A 15,807-nucleotide genomic window follows, 5' to 3' on the forward strand; every position below is an offset into this window, starting at 1 on the left:
CTTAGCAAAAAGCGGTCGAAAACTTATTACATCTATAGACAGGAGAATCAATTTTTTTTAAAGTCTATTACCAATGGGAGGTTCCTTATGTCAGCACAAAGAAAGCTTCAGCGAGGCTGGTTGCAACGTGACGCAGACGTCGCTTCGAGAAGGGTGATTTCAATTCTCCCAAAGATCGAAGTTTCTCGTAAAGCCAATCAGGTGCTGACTTCAAAAGAGATGAGACCGGCGGGAAAAGATAATCAGAAGTGATATAATCACCAAATCCCTTTCCCGGTCCCCGGCAACCCCAGCTCCCCCCACATCTCGTCCACCTTCTTGACGACATCCTCGTCCATGCGGATTTCCTCGCCCCATTCGCGTTTGGTCTCCGGCTCCCACTTGTCGGTGGCGTCGAGCCCGATCTTGGAGCCTAACCCGCTTTCGGGGCTGGCGAAGTCGAGATAGTCGATGGGGGTGTTCTCGATCACGGTGATGTCGCGGGCCGGGTCCATCTTGGTGCTGATCGCCCACATCACGTCGGCCCACGAGCGGGCGTTGATGTCGTCATCGACGACGATCACCCACTTTGTGTACATGAACTGGCGCAGGAAGCTCCACGCGCCCATCATCACCCGCTTGGCGTGGCCGGGATAGGCCTTCTTCATACTGATCACCGCGATCCTGTAAGAGCAGCCCTCCGGCGGCAGCCAGAAATCGGTGATCTCCGGGAATTGCTGCTGGAGGAGGGGGATGAACACCTCGTTCAGCGCCTCGCCCAGCACGCTCGGCTCGTCCGGCGGGCGGCCGGTGAAGGTCGACAGGTAAACCGGCTCGCGGCGCATGGTGATCGCGGTGACGGTGAAGACGGGGAAGCGCTCGACTGAATTGTAATAGCCGGTGTGGTCGCCATAGGGGCCCTCATCGGCATAATCGGTGAGGGAGACATGACCCTCCAGCACGATCTCCGCCTCGGCGGGGACCTTCAGCGGCACGGTCTTGCAGTCGACCAGCTCAGCCTTCTTGCCACGGAGCAATCCGGCGAACTGGTATTCCGACAGCGTGTCGGGCACGGGGGTGACCGCGGCGAGGATGGTGCCGGGGTCGGCACCGAGCACGGCGGCGGCGGGCAGGGGCTCGGTCTTTTCCTTGCCCCAGCGGCGGTGATGCTGCGCCCCGCCGCGATGGGCGAGCCAGCGCATGATGGTCTGGGTCTTGTTCAGCCGCTGCATGCGATAGATGCCGAGGTTGAAATTGTCCTCGCGCTTGTCTGACGGGCCGCGGGTGACAATCAAGGGCCAGGTGATGAGCGGCGCCGGCTCGCCCGGCCAGCAGGTCTGGATGGGGAGCCGGGTGAGATCGATGTCGTCGCCCTCCAGCACCACTTCCTGGCACGGCGCGGTGCCGAAGGATTTGCTGCCCGGCTTCATGGCGAGGACCTGGCGGGCGAGCGGCAGCAGGTCGAGCGCGTCCTTGAGGCCCGCCGGCGGCTCCGGCTGGCGCAGGAAGGCAAGCGTCTCGCCGACCTCGCGCAAATCCTTCGCCTCGGTGCGGATCTCGTTACCCATGGTGACGGCGAGGGCGACGCGCTTGACCGTGCCGAACAGGTTGACGAGGACCGGGATCGGCGATGGCTCGCCATTGTCGAGCACCGGCTTTTCGAACAGCACGGCGGGCCCGCCCTCGGCCAGCAGGCGGGTCTGGATCTCGGTCATCTCCAGCACTGTGGATACCGGGTGGCTGACGCGCACCAGCTCGCCCTCGCGCTCCAGCATGTCCATGAAGTCGCGCAAGCTGCGATAGGGGCCGTGTTTGGATGGTTTGCTGTCAGCCATGATCTGCCTTCTTGTTAGATGGTTCATATCTAACGGGTTTTGGCCGTGAGGGAAGGGGCGGGAGTGTCGCGTTTCCGGGTGCGGTGGGTGTTTCACCGGCTCGAGATTGTCAAGGAGCGCAGCCCGGCTCCGCCGGCGGCCTTTCAGGCCGTCCTTGACTATCCCGATCCGGTAAAACAATGGCTCACCAAGCCTGTAAGGCAGAATCTGCCTTACAGGCTTCGGTTGACCAGATAGGGGACGTATCGCGAGCACGATTTTGCGGCGGCTCCCGAAATTTCCCTGACCCGTTTTCCGCTTCCATCACGCTTACCCCAGTGGAGAGAGTGCCTTTGCGCCACGAAACCGGGAGGGTCCCCATGCGCCGACTTGCCGCCATCCTTGCCAGCCTCAGTGTTGCCATCGCCGCCTGCGGGGCGGACAGGGGCGACGCGGCCCAACCTGCGGCACAGCAGGCCGCTCAAGGGGCCAGTAACCAGGGCAGCGGCAATCAGGGCAGCGGCAACAAGCTGCGGCTGAAGCCGGTCAGCATCATGGACCCTTCCGGTTTCGAACGGCCGATGCTGGCCGCAAGCTCCGTCATCCCGGCCGACTGGACGCCCGAGGGCGGGATCATCTGGCGCCAGGGCGAGTGCAATACAGGCTCGACCAATAACTGGCAGGCGACCGCGCCGGGCGAGGCGGCGGGCATCTTCCTGATGCCAAGTTTCGGCTGGCGGGCGAACACGATGGGCATGCCCCTGCCGCAGGACTGCGTGCCCGCCGCGTTCCAGACGGCGGACGAGGCAGCGGCGCATCTGGCGCGGCAACTGCCGGGCGGGCGCGTCGTGCAGGTGCAGGCGGCGCCGGAGATGAAGCAGGCGGCGCAGATGATGACGAGCCAGGTCTATAATGGCGACCCGAACTCGCGCACCTGGTTCGATGCGACCAGCGCGCGGGTGGAATATACCTATCAGGGCGCGCCCTATGAGGCGATCGTCAGCCTGATGACGTTTCACATGATGATGACCATGCCGGGCTATGGCTTCGGGCCTGACAGCCAGTCGGCGGCGGGCGGCACCATGCTGGTCACGGCCTTTGCCGCGCGGAAGGGCACGCTGGAACAGCACATGCCGGTCTTCGACGCGTTCGTTGCCAATTACCGTCAGGACCCGGCCTATGCCCAGCGCATGGCCCAGCACCAGGCAAAGATGTCCGGCATCATGATCGAGGGCAGCCGCAAGCGCCACCAGGCGATCATGGAGAGCTACAAGACGACCAGTTCTTCCTCCATCGACATCTGGCGCGGGTCCGACGATGACGCGATCCGGCGCAAGGAGATCGATGCGATCCGCGGCGAGGACACGTTCTCCGCCGACACGCCGAGCGGCGAGATTTCCCTGCCGTCCGGCTATTCCAGCGCATGGCAGATGAATGACGGGTCTTTCGTGGTTACCGATGACCAGTTCTTCGACCCGATGGACGGCAAGCGGCTGTCGCCGGCATATTGATTTCTTGCGGGCTCTTGCGTCCTATGGATTTTTTGCAGCAGGGATGACCCGTTTCGGGCGTTCCTTGCGCTTATCTGTATGGGCCCGGAGTAACAGGCTCACGGCAGGCGCGTCGCGCACCCAGAGTTCCAATTCCTCAATGTTGGGACAGGATGGCGCGCCTGTCGTCCCTCTTTTTCCTGTTTCATTAACCTTTACGCAATCGAACTGGCCACCTGCTTGCAAGGCAGGGGCTGCCTAATCGCGACCGGTTGTGTCCGGGGGTATCGCCTCACCGGGCAGCGGCTCGTCCGACAGCAGGCGTTCAAGCTTGTCGATGCGTTTGTGAAGGGAATGAATGCCGGCCAGAATGCCCATGATGAGAAAGAACAGAAAGAATTCCATTTGCAGCCCCCTGTTGCTGTAAAGGTAATCGTGAAGACCTGAATTGCGCCGGGTCCTCGCCTCAAATGACTCGGGATGAGTAATGACCTGGGATGAGTAAAGAGGGTTTCTGATGACACAGCAACGCCATGTTCGACATGTGTCGTTTGCGCGGACAGTGCTGTTCGGTGCCGCCTTTGCGCTGGTCGTCAGCCTGCCTTTCCTGTTCTTCCAGGGCGAGGACGTGACTGCGCCCGTCATCTTTCCCGATCAGGCAATCGAGCCGGGTATGGTCGAGGCGGTCGCGTGCCCCTTCCGGCACCGTCGTGACCCGGGCGTGACCTGTTACCGGGCCTATGTGCCGCAGGACCATGACGACCCGTCTTCGCGCACGATCTCCATCCTGGCGAGCGTGATCGAACCGCTGAACGGCGCGACGAAGGACGATCCGTTCATCTATCTCGAAGGCGGGCCGGGTTATGCATCCGTCTATAGCGAGTGGGAAGACTACGGACCATCGGGCAATGCGCGCTGGTTCTTCGAGCGGGTGCTCGACAGTGGACGGGCGGTGGTGCTGGTCGATACGCGCGGCCTTGGTCTGGCGCAGCCATCGCTCGATTGTCCCGGCCTCGACGATGCCCAGTGGGAGGAACTCAAGCGTCCGCCAACCAGGCGCTCCACGGCGGGCGAACGCGATGCGATGCAAGCCTGCCTTGAGGCACTGGCAGAGGCGGGGGTGACGGTCGATGACTATCATTCAGGCCAGCTTGGCCGTGACCTGAAGATGTTGCGTGAGGGCCTGGCTATCGAGCAGTGGAATGCCTATGGCGTGTCCTACGGGGCGCAATCGCTGCTGGCCCTGCTGGCGGCTGACCGCGAGGGCGTGCGCACGGCGACCTTCGACTCGCCAAGCTATGGCCGTCTTGATTTCCTGCCGGGTGACCAGGCCGCTTTCGACCGGGCGGTGCAAATGGTGGCGGAATTCTGCGAGACGCGTTTTGCAGAACTTTATCAATCCGCTGATGATGAACCCGAGACGGTTTTCTTTATCGACGTCGACATCTACAGTCCGTGTAATGGCGATACGCTGGAGCGGCTGGAGGCGCTGTTGATCCAGCTGGACGAGCGCCCGATCACCCTGCGCAACCAGCCTTTTGCCAACCCGGTCTACCTGACCTCGCGCGAGGCGATCAGCCTGCTGCATGAAAAGCTCTACTTAGGTGATGGCTGGAAGGATTTCGCGTTCATGCTCAGCCATCTGCAGGAGGCGCGCCCCGGCTATTTTTCCTCCCTGTCCCAGAACAATATCGACTGGTACAATTCCCTGTCCTGGTCCTATCACGATGATAGCTTCTCCTTTCCGGTCTATCTGGCAACAACGTGTACGGAAAGTGACACCGTCAGAAGGGCGCGCTGGTCGCCCTGGCCGCTGATGACGGAGGATGAGGCAGCGCTGCAAAGGGACGGCTGCGCCCTTGCCGGGGCAAGTTGGGACGGTCGTCGCTTCGATGCGTCGGATTATGTCGGTGTGCCCTCGCTGGTCGTGTCAGGCTGGCGCGATGTGATCACGCCGCCATCCTATGGCGAGGAACTGGCGCGCGATATCGGCGGGCACTACCTGCTGAACAACGAGGAAGCCCACGGTGTCGTCTTCTGGGCATGGCAGGAATGCGAGCTCGACATGATGGTCGCGTTTCTCGATGACCCGTCGGGGATCGATGCCGATATCTGCCTCGACCGCTGCCGCGAACAGGCAGATCCCGTGCGCGACGAGGCGGCTGTGGGCGACCGGGTTTTCTGCCGGGAAGTCGCAGACACCGAAGCGCTCAGCCAGATGATGATGTATCTGGAGTCGGAGGATCATTCGGGGAACTGGTCGCAGGAATTGCTTCCCTGACCGGGCTGATCGGCTTGGCCGGATTGTTGTTGCGCCACCACCAGATGATGGCGCAGCCGACTGCCATCACAATGAAGCCGCCAAGCCCCATGATGCCGTTCCAGACCCAGCCATCGCTGCTGGCGATAAACAGCAGCGATACACCGGCGACGGCATTGATTGCGCCATGGAAGGCGCCGGCAGCCCAGGTCAGGCCACGCTCGCGCATCAGCGCCACATAGGGTGTCAACAGTATACAGAATACTGTCATCAGTATCGGGCCCAGCACAGGCAGGCCGGGATAATTGTAGCCCATGACGATGATCGGTGCGTGCCAGATGCCCCAGATCAGCCCGGTGAGAAGGCACATCGGCCAGAAGCCGAGAAAGGCAAGGCGGGGCTGCAGCCAGCCGCGCCAGCCCAATTCCTCGGTAAAGGTGAGCAGGAAAGTATTGATCAGGATACCGAGCGGCAGGTTGACGGCGAACTGGATCATGACCAGCATTTCCATCGACATCGGAAGCTCTTCCAGGTCGATATTCTGGGCGGCGAGCCCTGCTTCCAGTTGCGCGGCCATGGAGGCTGCCGGGTCGGCAAAGCCGGGCCCTGCCAGGGCGGCGATCAGCGCGGCATAGGTGACGAGCACAATCGCGACGACCCAGCCGATCACTGACCAGGAGATGACTTTCAGGGGCGACCTGCCGCTGAGGCCGAGGGAGGAGAAGAATTTGTCCCGGTCATAGATCAGCGTCATGATCAGCGCGGCGATGGCGGGGCCCGTCATCATCACGAACAGATAGATGCCTGCCGTAGGGCCGGCGCCTTCAAATCCCCCGGCGGTATAAAGCCGCCCGGCGACAGTCCAGCTTATTGCAAAGCTGATGATCAGAAACAGGATGATCTGCATATCTCGCCCTCCATAGCCCGGGGAGGATAACACGAATTTAGGGGATTGGCTAATTAGTTTTGAGCCCTATGGCTTTTCGGCCTTCAGCAGCTTCGCCTTGCGCTCTTTTCCCCAGCGATAGCCGGTCAGGCTGCCGTCCTTGCCGATGACGCGGTGGCAGGGGATGATGACCGCGATGTGGTTGGCGCCGCAGGCGGCGGCAACGGCGCGGGTCGCCGTCGGGCGGCCTATGGCGGTCGCAAGCTCGCCATAGGTGACGGTCTGTCCCGCTGGAATCCGGCGCAGGGCCTGCCAGACCTGTTCCTGAAAGGCGGTACCCTGAATATCGAGGGGCAGGCTCGCTGCCTCTTCGGGGCGTTCTATGGCGGCAAGGGCATCGTCGATCCATTGCCGGTAGGGCGAGCCGGGCTCTGCCTCTTCCAGCTGCGCCTTGCCGAAGCGCTGGGCGAGGGCGGCGACCAGCGCGTCATCATCATCGCCGAGCTGCACGGCGCAGAGGCCCTTTTCGGTCGCCGCGACGAGCGTGCGGCCCAGCCATGACGTGGCCATGGCATAGCGGATCACCTGCCCCTTGCCACCTGCCTTTGCGTCGCCCGGCGTCATGCCGAGGCGCTTGCCAGCCGATTCATAGGCCCGCGATGGCGCATTGAAGCCGGCATCGTAGAGCGCATCCGTGATCCGCCCCTCGCCTTGCAGGGCTGTCTTCAGCCGTTCGTCGCGCACCGCATCGGCATATTGGCGCGGGGTGATGCCGAGCTGGCCCTTGAACAGGCGGGAGAGATGGCCGGGGGTCAGCGCCTGTTGCGCGGCAAGGTCCGCAAGGCTGGGCGGTGTTTCTGCCTCCTCGATCATGCGGCAGATGGTCTGCACCATCGCGCTATCGCGGGCGGGTAGCCCCTCTCCATCCGGCTTGCAGCGCTTGCAGGGGCGCAGGCCCGCCGCCCGCGCCGCGCCGGGGGAGGGGAAATAGCGCACATTTTCCCTTTTGGGTGTCCTCGCCGGGCAGCCGGGGCGGCAATAGATGCCGGTGGAGGTGACGCCGAGCCAGAAATGGCCGTCCGCCGCCTTTGCCCGCGTCCTGACTGCTTCCCACCTGCTGTCTTCCGTTTCGAACATGTAACCCTGTGCCTTGAAAGTGCCCTGGAAAAAGCCACTCTATGCCCCGTGCGGAGGTGTTTGCTTCCCGATACGTGCTTTCAAACCTGACCTTGCATAACAGACGCGAGAGCAGGTGTTCGGTGATCTGGAATCGCCGCGAAGCCGTATTAACTATGTATTCTGCGTTGTGTGATAGGATTCCTGTTGCCGAATGTGACACTATATCTTAATCATTCGGGACGGGGTTGAAACGGGTTAGGGTAACAAATGCTGGCGATCTTGCATCAGGTCATGGGGGGAATTCTCTTCCTCGCGGGGCTTGTCGTTCTGCCGCTTCCCATCCCCTTCGGTCTCATCATGATCGTCATCGGCCTGGCGCTGCTCGCGCCATACATCCTGCCGGTGCAGTTTCTGATCCGGACCATCCGCCGCAAGAATGCCCTGATCAACGAGAAGCTGATCCGCTGGCGCAACAATTTGCCGCCGGTCATCCAGAAGACGATCGACAAGACCCATCCGTAAGGATGGCGTGATCGCCTCGACTTTCCAGATTTCAAATTTCCTGACTAGTGTGCTGCGACCCAGTCGATGAAGGCCTGTTCGACCATCGGTCGTGCGATGAAATAGCCCTGCCCGGTGTCGCAGCCCCAGGCGGTCAGGTTGCGCAGGGAGGCATCGGTTTCGATGCCTTCGGCGACCAGGCGATAATCGAAACTCTTGCCAAGGCCAATGATCGACTGGACGAGCCGCTGTTTCTGCGGGTCCTTGTCCATGGGGCGGACGAAGGACTGGTCGATCTTCAGCGTCGTCGCCGGCAGGTCGGCAAGATAACTCAGATTGGAATAACCGCTGCCGAAATCGTCGATGGCAATCTCGATACCTTCCCCGACCAGCCGGTCGAGGCGCGCCAGCATCTGGTGCTGGTTGTCATTCAGGATGCCTTCCGTGAACTCCAGCTCGAACGTGCCTCTTGTCACCGCGCCGCGTTGAAGGCGGTCGAGCAGGTGGTCGATGAAATCGGTCTCGTTCAGGTTGGCGGGGGAGATATTGGCCGACAGGCTGAGCGAAAGGCCGCGTGCCTGCCAGCGTGACAGGGCGTTGATGGCATGTTCCATGACGAACTGAGTCAGCGGCTGGATCAGAGCGGTCGCCTCGGCGAGCGGGATGAACTCCCCGGGCGAGACGGGCCCGAGACGCGGATGCTGCCAGCGCATCAGCGCTTCAGCGCTGGTGACGCGGCCCGTGGCAAGGTCCATCTTGGGCTGGTAGTGCAGGGACAATTGGCTTGGCTCGTCATAGAGCGCATGGCGCAGGTCCGTCAGCAGCATGAAGGAGCGCTGGAACGCTTCGTCCGTGTCGCGATCATACCAACGCATGGCGACATCCGTCTGCAGGCGGGAGGCCTGGGCGGCCGTCATGACCGCGCGCAGGGCTTCTGCCGGGTCGAAAGCCCGGCGCGAGGTCTCGAGCACGCCGATGCCGATACCCGCATTGACTGGCAGGTCGCGGCAGGTGACCGGTGCCTCATAGGCTTTCTGGATCAGGGAAGCGAGATCATCGGGACTGATCGAGCCATCCGCAGGCAGGCAGAAGGCGAAACTCATGACACTGACATGATAGGCGCGGCTGCACGCATCGGGCAGGAGGGCGATCAGGCGCTCTGCGCATTCGATGACGAAATTGTCCGCAGCATCATGGCCGAGGACGCGCAGGAGCTGGTTGTAGTGCCCGGCGGTGGACAGGGTGACCAGCATCAGCGGCCCGGCCTGTGCCAGCGCGTCGCGGTCGGGGAAATCCTTCAGGAACTGGTGGCGCGACGGAAGCCGGGTGACGAGGTCATATTCGCCGAAAACGGCACGCGCCTGCGCCAGCTGGTCGGCAAGGACCTGCTGTTGTGCATGGACCGGATTACCGGTGCCCTTTTCAGGCTGGTGCTCTGCACTCTCTGCCGCCTCCTGGGCGGTGTCGAGCGGTTTAGGCTGGGCCACAAGAAAACCCCTGATCTGATCCCGAAGAGGCAACGGTATCAGAGCTGGCTTAATGAAGCTTTTATGGAGTGTTAGCCGTAGATTAACCGAACACTACTTTATGACTTCATGTTCTTGAGAAGGAGTTTTTGGATGGCGGTATCAGCTGTGAGGCATTTCATTTTTCTGGTGATGGCAGGATTTGCCCTGTCTGCCTGCTCGACGCTGCAGCTGTTCGACACGTTTGCACCAAAGGATGCGGGCGGCGTGCTGGCCGAGCGCGATATAGCCTATGGGCCGGGAGATCGCCAGAAACTCAATGTCTATACGCCGAAGGATGGTGCCGATGGCGCACCGGTTCTGATGTTCATCTATGGCGGGTCGTGGAAGGAAGGCGACAAGGATCTCTATGACTTTGCCGGGCGTGCCTTCGCCGCGCAGGGGTTCGTGACGGTGATCGCCGACTATCGCCTGGTGCCGGATGTGCGTTTCCCTGCCTTTGTCGAGGATGGCGCGGCGGCGGTCGCGTGGATCGAGGAAAATATCGCGGACTTCGGCGGCGATGCGGAGCGCTTCTATCTCGCCGGTCACTCGGCAGGCGCCTATAATGCGGTGATGCTGGCCGTCGATCCGCAATGGCTGGCGGCGGCGGGCGTCAGCGACGGGTTCGTCGACGGCGTGGCGGGGCTTGCGGGCCCTTATGATTTCTATCCTTGGGACACGGATGTGTCGCGCGAGGCGTTCAGGGGTGCTGACGATCCGGCCAATACGACCCAGCCGGTCGCGCTGATCACCGCCGATGCACCGCCTTTGCTATTGATGACGGGTACGGACGATACCACCGTCAAGCCGCGCAATGTCGATGCGCTGGCGGCGAAGGCAGAAGCGCTGGGCGTGCCGGTGACGGTCAAGAAATATGAAGGCGTCGACCATGTCGGCATCGCCGGGGCGCTGTCGCGACCCTTCCGGGACGAGGCGCCGGTGCTGGAAGACATCGTCACCTTCTTCAACAGTATAGCGGGTTAGAGCTCCCGCGCTTCGTCCACTGTATAGACCTGGGGCAGCAATGGCGGCAGGACGAAAGCAAGCGTGCCGAGGCCAATGGCAAAAACCCATGGCCGCGGCCCGCCGTCGAGCTCTCCGACCAAAGCGAAAGTCATCAGGCTGGCGATCAGGACCAGCCATGCGATAAAGGCGGTCTTGTAGGCCAGCTGCGTGGCGCACCCTTCACATGTGGTCAGCCGGAACCTCAACGGGCTGGCCAGCATGAACTTCCAGCGGGCGATTTTCATGCCGCATACGGGGCAGGCGCGGTTGATCCGTGTCATCAATAACTCCATGGCTCCTGCACAGAGTATGGCTTTGATCAGACGGGCAAGGCAATGTCAGAAAGCCTGATGCCTAAAACGTCTCGCCGCCCTCATCCAGATAGGTTTGCTCCTCGGCCGTCATCTCCCGGCCCAGCACCTCATTGCGGTGGGGGTAGCGACCGAAGGCCTCGATGATGTCGCGATGCCTGATTGCGAAATCGACAGAGGTCGTGCCCGGCAGGCGGGTCCTGAACAGGTGCACGCTCTCATCCTGTGCGTCCATGTCCTCCGCATGCATCCAGGGCATGTAGTAGAAGGCGCGCTGGTCGCCGGTGACCGTCAGGTCGTGGCCGGCTTTCACCGCAGCGCGGGCAATCTCCAGCGCTTTCGCATCATTGGCAAAGGCGCGGGCCGAGCCGCGATATAGATTGCGCGAGAACTGGTCGAGCAGGATGATGAGGGCCAGCGCCCCGCCCGGGCTCGACTGCCAGTCATCATGCTCGCCCTTGCCCGCAGCCCGTTGCAGGGAGCCGAAGCGCTGCTCGATCTCGTCATCGATCTTCGGGTCTGCCTTGAAGCGTTCCTTCGGTTCCAGCTCCTCCATCCAGAAACTCAGCACACTGTTGGCTTCGCCCGGTGCCGGGTCGGCAGGGCGCAGATCCAGCGTGACCTTGTCTGCATAGAAAGCGAGAGCCTTTTCGATCGGGTGAACGGCGTGAAACGGTTTCTCATAGGTCCAGACGGCGTTCTCGATCAGGCCGCTATCCGTGCGGACATGGAAATAGCGCGCCTCTCCCTTGTACGGGCACCAGGTGGTATGGTCAGAGCGTTCCAGCACCGCCATGTCGGCATGCTCGCGCGGCACGTAATAGACAGGCTCGTAATCCGCTTCGGTCAGCATCAGCGGCTGGATCGTCGCGGCGATGACATGGCCGCCCGCGCTCCGTTCTCCGGAGATGGCATCGAAGCGCGAATTGACCGGCTCGATGGTGATCGGGTGGTCCGGCCCCGGCTCTTTATGCGGTCTGTCTTCAGTCATGCATCCCTCGCCGGATTATCCTTAAACCAGAAGAAATAGCGTCGTAACACGTTTGAACAACGTGTGATGCCCTCACCCTTGCGCTTTTCAAGTCTCCTCAGTAAGTCCGTCCCTGAAAGAGGAATAGTAATGAGCAGGACATTTTCCATCGGCCTGATCGGCGCGCGTGGCTTTACCGGGCGTGAATTGTTGAAGCTGATCGCCGGGCATCCGGCGTTCGAGCTGGCCTTCGCCTCCTCGCGCGAGCTGGCCGGCACGCCGGTCAGTGACATGGCACCGGAGATTTCCGGCGTGGACTTCGAGGCGCTGTCGCCGGATGAGGCCGCCGCCCGCAAGCCCGATGCCTGCGTACTCGCCCTTCCTGACGGCGCAGGCGCGGCCTTCGTCGCCGCGTTCGAGGCTGCCTCGCCGGAGACGGTGCTGGTCGATCTTTCCGCCGATTATCGCTTCGATGACAATTGGGCCTATGGCCTGCCGGAGCTTTATCGCCAGCGTGAGGGGCTGGCAGGGGCAAAGCGCATTGCCAATCCCGGCTGCTATGCGACAGCGGCGCAGCTGGCCCTTCATCCGGTAAACGCGATCATCGAGGATTACCCGTCGGTCTTCGGTGTCTCCGGCTATTCCGGCGCAGGCACGACGCCGAGCCGCAAGAACGACACCGAGGCGCTTGCCGACAACCTGATGCCCTATGCCCTGAGCGGCCACAAGCATGAGCGCGAGGTGACCCGCCAGTTGCGCCGGCCGATCGCCTTCACGCCGCATGTGCACCCGGCCTTTTCCGGCATCCTCGTCACCGTTCATGCCCGCCTGCGCCAGCCGGTGTCGCTGGAAAAGGTGAGTGCCTTGTATGAAGAAGCCTATGCGGGCGAGCCGCTGGTGAAGGTACAGGACGCAGCACCGGAGCTGAAGGACGGTACTGGTATTCAGGGCGCGATCATCGGTGGGCTGACGGTCGTCGCGGACCAGCGCCGCCTCGTCGTGCTCTGTGCCGAGGATAACCTCCTGAAGGGCGCTGCCGTGCAGGCCGTCCAGAACCTCAATCTGGCGCTGGGGCTTGATGAACTGTCGGGCATCACAGCCGGTAACTGATCAAACCAGGGTTAAAGGGCGCGCCAGCCGCCGCTTTTCCTTGCCGCGACCGTGCCTGCTTTCCTATAGTGAGCGGGCAGGAGAGACACCCATATGACACTCGCATTCGTCGGCGGCGCGGAAAACAACGACTTTCTGTTACAGGCAGCGATCTTTCTTGGCGCGACTGCCGTGGCCGTGCCGCTGTTCCGCAAGCTGAAACTCGGGACGATCCTGGGCTTCCTCGGCGCCGGTGTCCTGTTCGGGGAATACGGCCTCGGCCTCCTGTCGGTCGAGGAAGGGGTGTTCGATGTCGCCGAGCTGGGCGTCGTTCTCTTTCTTTTCGTCATCGGACTAGAGCTGTCGCTGACGCGACTGTGGTCGCTGCGCAAGAATATCTTCGGTCTGGGCCTTGCCCAGATGCTGGTCACAGGCATTACCATTTCCCTGTTCCTGTGGATGACCGATATCCTGCCCGGCAATGCCGCGGCGATTGCCGGCTTCGCGCTCGCCTGTTCCTCGACCGCCTTTGCCCTGTCTCTCATGCAGGAGCGCAACGAGCTGAAGACGCCCTATGGGGTAAAGTCGTTTTCGATCCTGCTGTTCCAGGACATTGCCGTCATCCCCTTGCTTGCTGCCATCCCGTTCGCGGTGGGCATGAGCGGGGTCAATCCCGGCGAAATGGCAGGCGATGTGATGAGCGGTGATATGGCCCGCGAGTTCGAATGGCAGCCACTTGCCTGGGCGCTCGTCGCCATCGGCATCGTCGTGCTGGTCGCGCGTTATGTGCTGAACCCGGTCTTCCGGCTGGTCGCCGCTTCCGGATCGCGCGAGGCGTTCACCGCGACGGCGCTGTTTGTGGTGGCGGCGACAGCGCTTCTTGTCGCGTCCGCCGGCCTGTCCATGGCCCTCGGGGCCTTCGTCGCCGGCGTGCTGCTCGCCGAAAGCTCCTACCGCCACCAGATCGAGGCAGACATAGAGCCGTTCCGCGAATTGCTGCTCGGCCTGTTCTTCATCGGTGTCGGCATGCAGCTCGACGTGCCGGTCATCATCGCCCAGTGGATGATCATCCTGGCCGCCGCGATCGGACTGATCGTGACGAAGACGGCCATCATCTACGGCCTGTCGCGGCTGTTCGGCTCGCGCCATTCAGACGCCATGCGCTCCGGCCTGACCCTTTCGCAGGGCGGCGAGTTCGCGTTCGTGGTCCTGTCGCTTGGCGCGGGCGAGGGGCTGTTCGGCGCAGAGATCGCGACCGTGCTGTCGGCCATCGTGACCATCTCCATGGTCTTCACGCCGGTTCTCGCCATTCTTGGCGCGCGCATGGCGTCCGACCGTGACGAGGACGTCGACATGGACGGCATCGAGGAACTGACCGAGATGAACGAAACCGCCCTCATCGTCGGCTATGGCCGCATGGGCCAGATCGTCGCCCAGATCCTCAATGGCGCGGGTGTCGCCGTGACGGCCATCGACAATGACCCGGCCAAGATCGAACGGGCCCGCCGTTTCGGGGCCAAGGTCTATTTCGGCGATGCGACCAATATCCACCTGCTGCTGACCGCCGGGGCGAACTCCGCCGACATGGTGTTCCTGATGATGCGCGACCAGGCGATCATGGATGATACCGTCCGTGCCCTGAAGGCCCATTGCCCCAGCGTGCGCATCGTTGCCCGAGCCTATGACCGTATGCACGAGATCGACTTGCTCGATCACAATATCGATTTCGTCATGCGCGAGACCTTCGAGTCGAGCATCATCATGGCGCAGAAAGGGCTGGAAAACCTTGGCTTCGGTGAGAACCGCGTGCGCGCGATGATCGCGGAGTTCCGCCAGCGCGACAAGGACCGCCTGATCGCGCAAAAGGCAGGTGGCCCGGAGGCCGGCAAGGAAAAGATGGTGCAGCCCTTCGAGGCCGCGGACCTGGAGTAAGTCAGTTTCTGTCGCTTTTGGGGGAGAGGGGTGATGGACGAATTCAAGCTCAATACGGTTTTCATTTCTTATAATCGTAATGATACGCGCCGGGTAGAACGCGTCCTGAAAGCGCTGGACAAGACGGGCATACCGTACTGGATCGATCGCTCCGGGATCGAGCCGAGTGACAACTGGGCAAGTACGATCACGCGAAACATCCGCTTTGCCGGGGCTTTCGTTCTTTTTCAGTCGAAGTCCTATTATACGCGGCAGGATTCTTTCCTGCACAAGGAGGTCGAGATCGCCGTCAATCTGTTGCGGGAGAAACATGCTGATGCGCGGTGGTTTTTTACCTATCAGCTGGACAAGGTTGAAGCGCCGAGGCGGTCGCAAGTGATACTGGCTGAGCGGTTGAAGGTCCTTCTGGAGGATCCGGAACTGAATAAAGGGACGCTTCGGGTAACCAATGCATCAAAAGAAGGTGGCAAATTATTCGTGGCACGACGGCGGGACAATCAAGGTCTGACCCTTCCGCCTGATCCTCGAGTAAAGGGCTACTCCGATGCACCGATGAAACAAGTCTTTGCTCTGAGGGAGTTGAGCCAGGGCGAGACCGCCACTATCGATCTTGCAGCGGACAAATGGATTTTCGCCTTCGGCAATATCCGTGATACCGACACTAGTGGGAGAACATATTCCAAGTATGAGTTTCGCGGATCTAAGCTGATCGAGGTCGATTTGCCACCACGCCAGACGCGGCATTTCAAGGCTATCAGGACCCGCAAGACTGGTGGGTTCTGGAGCAAGCGGGAAAGTGAATACTACTTCACGATCGAGGAATAAGCGACCTTGCATGCAAGTGGACCTTAGAGTCAGCTTCCAAGAGTAATACCAATTTAGCCCATTCTAATACCCTTGCCGGTCACCCCGTCCCGGGTTACGCTTCCTGCAGAAGGGCGTC

General features: G+C 61.6%; 14 protein-coding genes. 7 read left to right on the top strand and 7 right to left on the bottom strand.

Features of this window, described 5'->3' with window-relative positions:
• Positions 1 to 257: 257 nt before the first annotated feature.
• Positions 258 to 1,814, bottom strand: coding sequence for a UbiD family decarboxylase (locus tag FF098_RS12240; RefSeq protein ID WP_155140889.1), 1,557 nt, complete (start codon positions 1,812 to 1,814; stop codon positions 258 to 260).
• A gap of 359 nt (positions 1,815 to 2,173) precedes the next feature.
• Here FF098_RS12240 and FF098_RS12245 point away from each other — a divergent pair, with 359 nt between their 5' ends.
• Positions 2,174 to 3,304 carry a hypothetical protein gene (locus FF098_RS12245; protein ID WP_155140891.1) on the top strand — a complete coding sequence of 377 codons (1,131 nt, stop codon included), beginning with the start codon at positions 2,174 to 2,176 and terminating at the stop codon, positions 3,302 to 3,304.
• A 237-nt stretch (positions 3,305 to 3,541) separates the two neighbouring features.
• Here FF098_RS12245 and FF098_RS12250 read toward each other — a convergent pair whose 3' ends face one another.
• Entirely contained in the window at positions 3,542 to 3,688 is a 147-nt protein-coding gene (locus tag FF098_RS12250) for a hypothetical protein (RefSeq protein WP_155140893.1), read from the bottom strand.
• A gap of 112 nt (positions 3,689 to 3,800) precedes the next feature.
• Here FF098_RS12250 and FF098_RS12255 point away from each other — a divergent pair, with 112 nt between their 5' ends.
• A complete protein-coding gene (locus FF098_RS12255) occupies positions 3,801 to 5,564 on the top strand; it encodes an alpha/beta fold hydrolase (RefSeq protein ID WP_155140895.1) in 1,764 nt (587 codons plus the stop codon).
• On the opposite strand, the gene FF098_RS12260 is transcribed toward FF098_RS12255, so the two are convergent.
• Positions 5,494 to 6,450, bottom strand: a complete 957-nt coding sequence (locus FF098_RS12260; protein ID WP_155140897.1) for a CPBP family intramembrane glutamic endopeptidase — start codon at positions 6,448 to 6,450, stop codon at positions 5,494 to 5,496. The two genes, FF098_RS12255 and FF098_RS12260, sit on opposite strands and share 71 nt — an antisense overlap.
• Positions 6,451 to 6,516: 66 nt before the next feature.
• On the bottom strand, positions 6,517 to 7,566 hold the full coding sequence (ada, locus tag FF098_RS12265; RefSeq protein WP_155140899.1) for a bifunctional DNA-binding transcriptional regulator/O6-methylguanine-DNA methyltransferase Ada: 1,050 nt from the start codon (positions 7,564 to 7,566) through the stop codon (positions 6,517 to 6,519).
• 249 nt (positions 7,567 to 7,815) lie between these two features.
• Here ada and FF098_RS12270 point away from each other — a divergent pair, with 249 nt between their 5' ends.
• Entirely contained in the window at positions 7,816 to 8,070 is a 255-nt protein-coding gene (locus FF098_RS12270; protein ID WP_155140901.1) for a hypothetical protein, read from the top strand.
• 44 nt (positions 8,071 to 8,114) lie between these two features.
• Here the strand turns inward: FF098_RS12270 and FF098_RS12275 are convergent, their stop codons facing one another.
• Complete coding sequence (locus tag FF098_RS12275) at positions 8,115 to 9,536, bottom strand: putative bifunctional diguanylate cyclase/phosphodiesterase (protein WP_155140903.1); 1,422 nt, start codon at positions 9,534 to 9,536, stop codon at positions 8,115 to 8,117.
• A 132-nt stretch (positions 9,537 to 9,668) separates the two neighbouring features.
• Between FF098_RS12275 and FF098_RS12280 the strand changes: the two genes are divergently transcribed.
• A complete protein-coding gene (locus FF098_RS12280) occupies positions 9,669 to 10,541 on the top strand; it encodes an alpha/beta hydrolase (RefSeq protein ID WP_155140905.1) in 873 nt (290 codons plus the stop codon).
• Here FF098_RS12280 and FF098_RS12285 read toward each other — a convergent pair.
• Positions 10,538 to 10,843 carry a hypothetical protein gene (locus FF098_RS12285; protein ID WP_155140907.1) on the bottom strand — a complete coding sequence of 102 codons (306 nt, stop codon included), beginning with the start codon at positions 10,841 to 10,843 and terminating at the stop codon, positions 10,538 to 10,540. The genes FF098_RS12280 and FF098_RS12285 overlap by 4 nt on opposite strands.
• Positions 10,844 to 10,916: 73 nt before the next feature.
• Entirely contained in the window at positions 10,917 to 11,864 is a 948-nt protein-coding gene (locus FF098_RS17555) for a DUF924 family protein (protein WP_155140909.1), read from the bottom strand.
• A 129-nt stretch (positions 11,865 to 11,993) separates the two neighbouring features.
• Here FF098_RS17555 and argC point away from each other — a divergent pair, with 129 nt between their 5' ends.
• The 3 genes from argC (at position 11,994) to FF098_RS12310 (ending at position 15,689) form a co-directional block, all read left to right on the top strand.
• Entirely contained in the window at positions 11,994 to 12,953 is a 960-nt protein-coding gene (argC, locus tag FF098_RS12300; protein ID WP_155140911.1) for an N-acetyl-gamma-glutamyl-phosphate reductase, read from the top strand.
• Positions 12,954 to 13,046: 93 nt separating this feature from the next.
• Positions 13,047 to 14,864 (top strand): monovalent cation:proton antiporter-2 (CPA2) family protein, encoded by a 1,818-nt coding sequence (locus tag FF098_RS12305; protein ID WP_155140913.1) that lies wholly within the window; start codon positions 13,047 to 13,049, stop codon positions 14,862 to 14,864.
• Between the two features lie 33 nt (positions 14,865 to 14,897).
• Positions 14,898 to 15,689 (top strand): toll/interleukin-1 receptor domain-containing protein, encoded by a 792-nt coding sequence (locus FF098_RS12310; RefSeq protein WP_155140915.1) that lies wholly within the window; start codon positions 14,898 to 14,900, stop codon positions 15,687 to 15,689.
• Positions 15,690 to 15,807 lie beyond the last annotated feature (118 nt).

It is taken from the genome of Aquisalinus luteolus (assembly GCF_009712425.2).
GTDB lineage: Bacteria > Pseudomonadota > Alphaproteobacteria > Caulobacterales > Parvularculaceae > Aquisalinus > Aquisalinus luteolus.